This window comes from Bacillota bacterium (assembly GCA_024655925.1).
Classification (GTDB): domain Bacteria; phylum Bacillota; class DTU025; order DTU025; family JANLFS01; genus JANLFS01.
Map to the genome: position 1 here is coordinate 1 of JANLFS010000143.1, position 5,471 is coordinate 5,471.

Annotated in this window: 10 protein-coding genes; 6 read left to right on the top strand and 4 right to left on the bottom strand. The window is 60.6% G+C overall.

Annotated features, from left to right (window positions below; genetic code table 11):
• Positions 1 to 167 precede the first annotated feature (167 nt).
• The 3 genes from NUW23_14830 (at position 168) to NUW23_14840 (ending at position 1,547) form a co-directional block, all read left to right on the top strand.
• Entirely contained in the window at positions 168 to 602 is a 435-nt protein-coding gene (locus NUW23_14830; GenBank protein ID MCR4427435.1) for a dihydropteroate synthase, read from the top strand.
• A gap of 164 nt (positions 603 to 766) precedes the next feature.
• On the top strand, positions 767 to 943 hold the full coding sequence (locus tag NUW23_14835) for a hypothetical protein (protein MCR4427436.1): 177 nt from the start codon (positions 767 to 769) through the stop codon (positions 941 to 943).
• Positions 915 to 1,547, top strand: a complete 633-nt coding sequence (locus NUW23_14840; protein MCR4427437.1) for a cobalamin-dependent protein — start codon at positions 915 to 917, stop codon at positions 1,545 to 1,547. Before NUW23_14835 ends, NUW23_14840 begins: the two co-directional genes overlap by 29 nt.
• 135 nt (positions 1,548 to 1,682) lie before the next feature.
• Here the strand turns inward: NUW23_14840 and NUW23_14845 are convergent, their stop codons facing one another.
• Positions 1,683 to 2,126, bottom strand: a complete 444-nt coding sequence (locus NUW23_14845) for a DUF86 domain-containing protein (GenBank protein MCR4427438.1) — start codon at positions 2,124 to 2,126, stop codon at positions 1,683 to 1,685.
• Positions 2,127 to 2,130: 4 nt separating this feature from the next.
• Entirely contained in the window at positions 2,131 to 2,583 is a 453-nt protein-coding gene (locus tag NUW23_14850) for a nucleotidyltransferase domain-containing protein (protein MCR4427439.1), read from the bottom strand.
• Positions 2,584 to 2,780: 197 nt separating this feature from the next.
• On the opposite strand from NUW23_14850, the gene NUW23_14855 reads away from it, so the two are divergent.
• Positions 2,781 to 3,167, top strand: coding sequence for a hypothetical protein (locus tag NUW23_14855; GenBank protein MCR4427440.1), 387 nt, complete (start codon positions 2,781 to 2,783; stop codon positions 3,165 to 3,167).
• Positions 3,168 to 3,375: 208 nt separating this feature from the next.
• On the opposite strand, the gene NUW23_14860 is transcribed toward NUW23_14855, so the two are convergent.
• A complete protein-coding gene (locus tag NUW23_14860; protein MCR4427441.1) occupies positions 3,376 to 3,885 on the bottom strand; it encodes a hypothetical protein in 510 nt (169 codons plus the stop codon).
• A gap of 227 nt (positions 3,886 to 4,112) precedes the next feature.
• On the opposite strand from NUW23_14860, the gene NUW23_14865 reads away from it, so the two are divergent.
• On the top strand, positions 4,113 to 4,313 hold the full coding sequence (locus NUW23_14865) for a hypothetical protein (GenBank protein MCR4427442.1): 201 nt from the start codon (positions 4,113 to 4,115) through the stop codon (positions 4,311 to 4,313).
• 223 nt (positions 4,314 to 4,536) lie between these two features.
• Positions 4,537 to 4,932, top strand: a complete 396-nt coding sequence (locus NUW23_14870) for a hypothetical protein (protein ID MCR4427443.1) — start codon at positions 4,537 to 4,539, stop codon at positions 4,930 to 4,932.
• Positions 4,933 to 5,161: 229 nt separating this feature from the next.
• On the opposite strand, the gene NUW23_14875 is transcribed toward NUW23_14870, so the two are convergent.
• Positions 5,162 to 5,471: hypothetical protein (locus tag NUW23_14875; protein ID MCR4427444.1), on the bottom strand; the 310-nt coding region annotated here is incomplete at its 5' end.

The following is a 5,471-nucleotide window of genomic DNA, read 5'->3' on the forward strand; positions in this document are numbered from 1 at the left end:
GTGGCACCTTTGGGATACCCGTCCGACCACGCTGCGCCTCATGGCCGCGACCTTGCTGATCTCCTCTTCGGTTAGAGGTCTCACGAACCGCATTCTGTACCTCGCCTCCCTGCTATCGCAAATACGGCTCTAGCAGGGAGTATACTGTAGATACGCAGATCACGCAAATGCTTGTGGAACGTTACTTAGTGCGCCGCGATGCCCGCGCCCAGGTGGCGGCGGGTGCCGATGTGCTGGGCATAAACGTGGAAATTCCCGCGCCCTCAAGAGGGTTCGTCGATGAGTCGGGGCTTATGTTGCAGGCCGTCGCGATGGTCCAAGAGCACACTGACGCTCCGATCTGCCTGGACTCGTGTGCGCCCGAGGTTCTTGAGGCGGGACTCAGGACCTATGTCGGGCGGGCCCTCGTCAACTCGTTCTCATTGGAAATAGGCAGAGCCGAGATCATTCTTCCTCTCGTGGCCAGGTACGGAGCAGCGGTCATCGGGCTCACCATAGACGAGCATGGGATCCCTGACACCGCTGAGCGCCGACTCAACGTCGCGCACCGGCTGGTGGAGGTAGCCGAGTCATATGGCATCCCCGTCGCGATGTTCTTATAGACCCACTCGCCCTTGCTGCAGGGGCCGAGCCGGAACAGCCCGGGGAGACCCTCCGGGCCCTGCGGCTGATCGAGTCGGAGCTCGGCGTAAGAACCTCGCTCGGGGTTTCGAACGTACCCTACGCACTCCCGCATAGGTCCTTCCTGAACTCGGTCTTCCTCGCCATGGCCATTTCCGCTGGTCTTGGCGCCACGATAGTCAACCCTCTGGACAAGAGGGTCATGGACACTATCCGCGCGACCAGAGTCTTCCTGGCTCGCGATGCAAACGCACGGGAGTTCATCTCGGTCGTGGGATCGAAGAACCTGGTCCATGCAGCTCACACGGACGGCACTGGATGAAGGCCTGGCGCCAGATACCATCCTCTCCGCCCATCTCATACCCGCAATCGAAGAAGTGGGTCGCCGGTTCGGATCAGGGGAGATATTCCTGCCGGAGCTAATGAAGTCGGCCGGGGCGATGCAGGCGGCGACGGCAGTCATCAGGTCTGCCGCGGGCGCGGCCGGCGAGATGCGCCTGGTCCGGGGCACGGTGGTCATTGCGACTGTGCAAGGCGACATCCACGACATCGGGAAGAATATCGTCTCCATGTTCCTGGAGAGCAACGGCTACCGAGTGGCCGACCTGGGCCGGGATGTGAGTGCCCGCGCAGTGCTCGAAGGAGCCAGGGAAGACAGGGCTAACGTGGTGTGCCTGAGCGCGCTCCTCACCACGACGATGAGAAGGATGCGCGAGGTAATCGAGCTTTTCGCGCGGGAAAAATCCGCGTGCCCCGTAATCGTGGGCGGCGCAGCGATCTCGAGGGAGTTCGCAAGGGCAATCGGTGCAGCGGGGTACGGGAAGGACGCCGTTGAGGCAGTCTCCGAGGTCACGAGAATCGTAGAAGCCACTCACAGGGCATTGCTGCTGTCGACCCCTACATCGGGGCCGCTGAATCGTATGTGAAGGTCTCGCTCAGTGGGGATACGGCATTCGGCCGCACGGTAGGGTGAGAAGGAGGCTGCGTGGACTCTACCAGTTGGGCGAATCCCCAACCCTTACAGTGACCTCGAATGAATCGACGATTGGACCGACGCATGATTAGTCCCGGTGATCGGCCGCGCATCGCGCGACATAATCCCGTATCTCTCTGATGAAAGCGCGCAAGTCCGCAAGGTCATTCGTGATGATCCCGTACAACTCCTGGTCGGTCACTTGATTGTACAGATGCACGAGACGATTACGATAGCCAGTCATCTGCACGAGTCTCTGCCCCAACTCCGCACCGACCACGCCGCGCTCCGCCAACCCCCTGGCGATGCCTTTGAACTCACCGGCCAATTCCGTGGCGCCGGATTTAGACAGGATATGTCGGCCGATGTCAAAGACCACCTCCAGCGAACGGCGCAGGTAACTCTCCGCGGCTCCGCTCAAGATACGGTCTTGCAGGAACTCGCCCTGTGGCCTCTTTGCGATTATCTCCAGTTCACGCAGATAACCGGCCATCAGGGCTAAGCGTTCTTCGATCAGCACGTGATTGAGCATCAGCCTATGCCTCCTCCAGGACCTCACGCAGAAACGCTTCCAGAATGGGACGGAAATCGGCTGCACGACGCAGGATATTCATCTCGTAATCCTCCCGGGTCTGCTCGTCCTTGGCATAGACACAGATCCCTTTCACCGCCTCGAGCTGAAAGACGGAATGGTTCTCCTCCAGTAGCGAGAGATCCAACCGCAAGGGGACCAGGATATCCTGCAGGTCGTTGTGGACAGCGGCGTACAAGGCGGCGCGCTCGGAGGGCGCGGGCAACGGTTCGGCCGTTACAACACCGACATCCAGGTCGGACAAGGGATCGCCGTCAGAGACCGCTCCCCCATGCAGGAGGGTTAACCCGTCCGAGGCTCTAGCGCCGAAGAAGTAGACCAAAACCAGGCCGTGCGCCCGGCAGATCTCCGCTAGTCTCTTCTGAAGGGATATCACCACGACATCACGCACATGCACGGCACGCCTCCTCCGGTCAAACACGATACCTAAGCCTGTATCCTCCAATCTCCATCCTACACTAGCGCGCCGGGATTCTCCAGTGGTTTCCCCATTGCACTGCCGTCCGTGGAAAGCCATGTCGTGAGTCGGGAATGGTGCAGACTCCATCATCTTGACTCCCCTCCGAACCCCCTGAGATAATCGAGTCAAGAAAGGTGATGACTATGGCCGAGAAGAGCATTCTCACCAAGGTGCTCGCCGCCGTCGGGACGGCACTGCTGTGGTTTCCGATTCTGGCGACAATCGCTATTTCCGTGGCCGGATCCATCAGGGACCGCGCGTTCCGGTTCGACTGGCTCATGCCGGTCGAACTCTTCCCGGTCGCCATCGCCGGTGGAGGACTGCTCACCTGGGCAGCGCTGCAGGCGCGTTTGCGGCGTGTACCCATCGGCTGGGGTCTCGGTGGCATGGTGGGGTTGCTGGCCGGCGGTCAAGCGCTTGCCGTCGCCACAGGGCTGGCCTCGGGTGAGACTGAGCCCGCGGGCTGGCTCTGGGCTCTCGTCATCGCGTCGATCGTCCTTCTATTGGCTTGCGCTCCTTAGGACCGGCTCGGAGCGCGTACTGCTGCTGCGAGATCTCTTCCACCACAGCGAGAGATGAGGTATCCGTGGTCCTAACCGGCTAGGAGGAGTCTCGCGAACTGGATGACGGGATCGGGCAGGGCGTGGGATCCTGCAGTTCGGCTCCTTACCGCTCTGCCCTGCCCTCTACGCCCGACTGGACTATGTGGTATTCGAGGCTTGCCTCTCGCTAGTAGCCGACCTGGTCAAGATCGCACCAGCTCGTCGAGTCCACGTGACGCCACCTGATGGCCTGGCTGTTATCCTGAAGCTTTATCATGATGTCTGCCTCGGGGCAATACTGCCTGTTTACTGTGCGGTTCTCTATCAGACGGATGTCGACTACATGCCCGATATAGCCCTGCCCAAGGTCGAAGTGCCTCCAGTTCGCGCTGGAGAAAGGCTCCCTATCCCATTTGTTGCGTATGGCTGTGGGGACCCCTGTTCCCTTGCCGTCTATGTAGAATTCGATGTATGCGGTCTTGTCGTCTCTCGTCATGTAGTAGAACCTGTGGTGTTCCTGCGTACAGTGAAACTTCACGTAGTCACCATCATGACAGAACAGTGCGCCAACGTAGGGGAAAGCCTCTCCACTGGACGTGGGCCACGTCTTTCCACTGAAGGTCTTGGCATGAGCGATGCTGGCGAAGACCACGATGACGAGGAACATGATGGCTAATTTCCTGATGACTGATTTCATCCGACTCTACCTCCTTGGCCGTTCTGGTAAACGAAGTGACCGGTTCTCCGCCCTCGGCGGAGCACTCCGAACCGCTTCACCACCTACCTCTTGGAATGCGGTCATGTCATGGTGAATAGACGTATGGGGCGGGCAAAACATGACACGGAACCTCGGGTTCAGCGATGCCTCTCCAGCCGAGGGTAGCGGACACGGAGACTGTCAGCGAGTACTGGAGGCGATCACTGGTGAATCGAGGGGGCTTCTCCTGGAAGAGGGCAATCGGCCTCTCTGCGGCGAAGGCCAAGCTGTCGAGAAGAATCGGAATTCCCTTGACCCGCAGCGGTAGACAACGCAAGTTTGGAGCGGCAGCAGGATGCATGACCTTCTTGCTTGTGCTTGCATTGGTCGCGTTTTCGATGGCCGTCGTGGCGCTCGCTTGCAGGTGAGAACCGTCGCGATCACCACGTTGCTTTCAACGTGAGAGCATGTTCGCAGGAATCGCGCGACGAACGCTGCAAGCGCGCCCCCTCGGCGATCCCGCGTGTATCGGTGAAGGACAGATCGGGCGAATGGCGTACTACGTACTATGTGATTGGGGCCGCCAGCTTGCCAACGCAAGGTCCGGCCGCGCGGCGGCGCCAGAGTCCCGCTGGGAAGGAGGTGTGCAGGTTGAGCCAGGATTGGGACGAGATCAGGACCGAGTTCGTTCGGGAGCGCTTGAAGGAGACCACGTGGGAGAACAGAAGCCGCATCGCGGCGCTGATGGCGCTCGAGGAGTACGTTCGAAGGCAGCAGATCGGTGAGCACATATCCTGTGTCGACGGCTGGTACTACACCCGCGTCGCCCGCGAGTTCCCCGTGGAGTACGAGTGCATCAAGCGAGAGATGGAAGAAGGCGTGCTCACTTCGTTCGCGGAGTTCATCGACATGCAGGCCGAGCACGACCGCAAGGTCGAGCAGAGCAGGATGGAGTCGGAGGAACGCGCCTCTCGCGAACGGGAGGAAGAGAGGCGCAAGGAGGCCGAATCCCGGAAGAAGTGGCGTCAGATGGGCGGGAAGGATTAGTCGCTCAATGCCCGGCGATCCTCCGACAAACTCCACCGCGGATACCTACCGAAACGGCGAGGACCCCTCACCTCGCCCCTGCCGCAGCAGACTGCCTTTGCAGTACCCAACACTCTGCCATCCGATTCTCGTAGCCGCGAGGCTTCATGGAGCCGTACACCCGGCTTGCCCTGACTACGGCCTTCATCCTCCACCAAGCCTTCTCCGCCGGGTTCAAATCGCGCCTGTATCACGGTAGATAGTACAGGTTCGCCTGACGGTGGCTAGCACGCCATTCCTGCACGCACTTAGCCTCGTAGATGCTGCAGTTGTCGAGGATGATGACCGCAATTCCCCGCTTCGTCGTCCGGCCGGATTCGAGCCACGGGTTCCACTCGGATGTCAGGGCAATGTGCCCTGAGGGCCGAATGGGCGGGCCACGGGTGACCGGGCCGATAAGCCGACGAGTCAACGAGCCGACAAACCGCCGGGCACACCCAAATGGGGCGCGTCGCCGGGCGCAGCGGATCGCCTGTCCGTCGCCCACGTGGCAAGTTGTG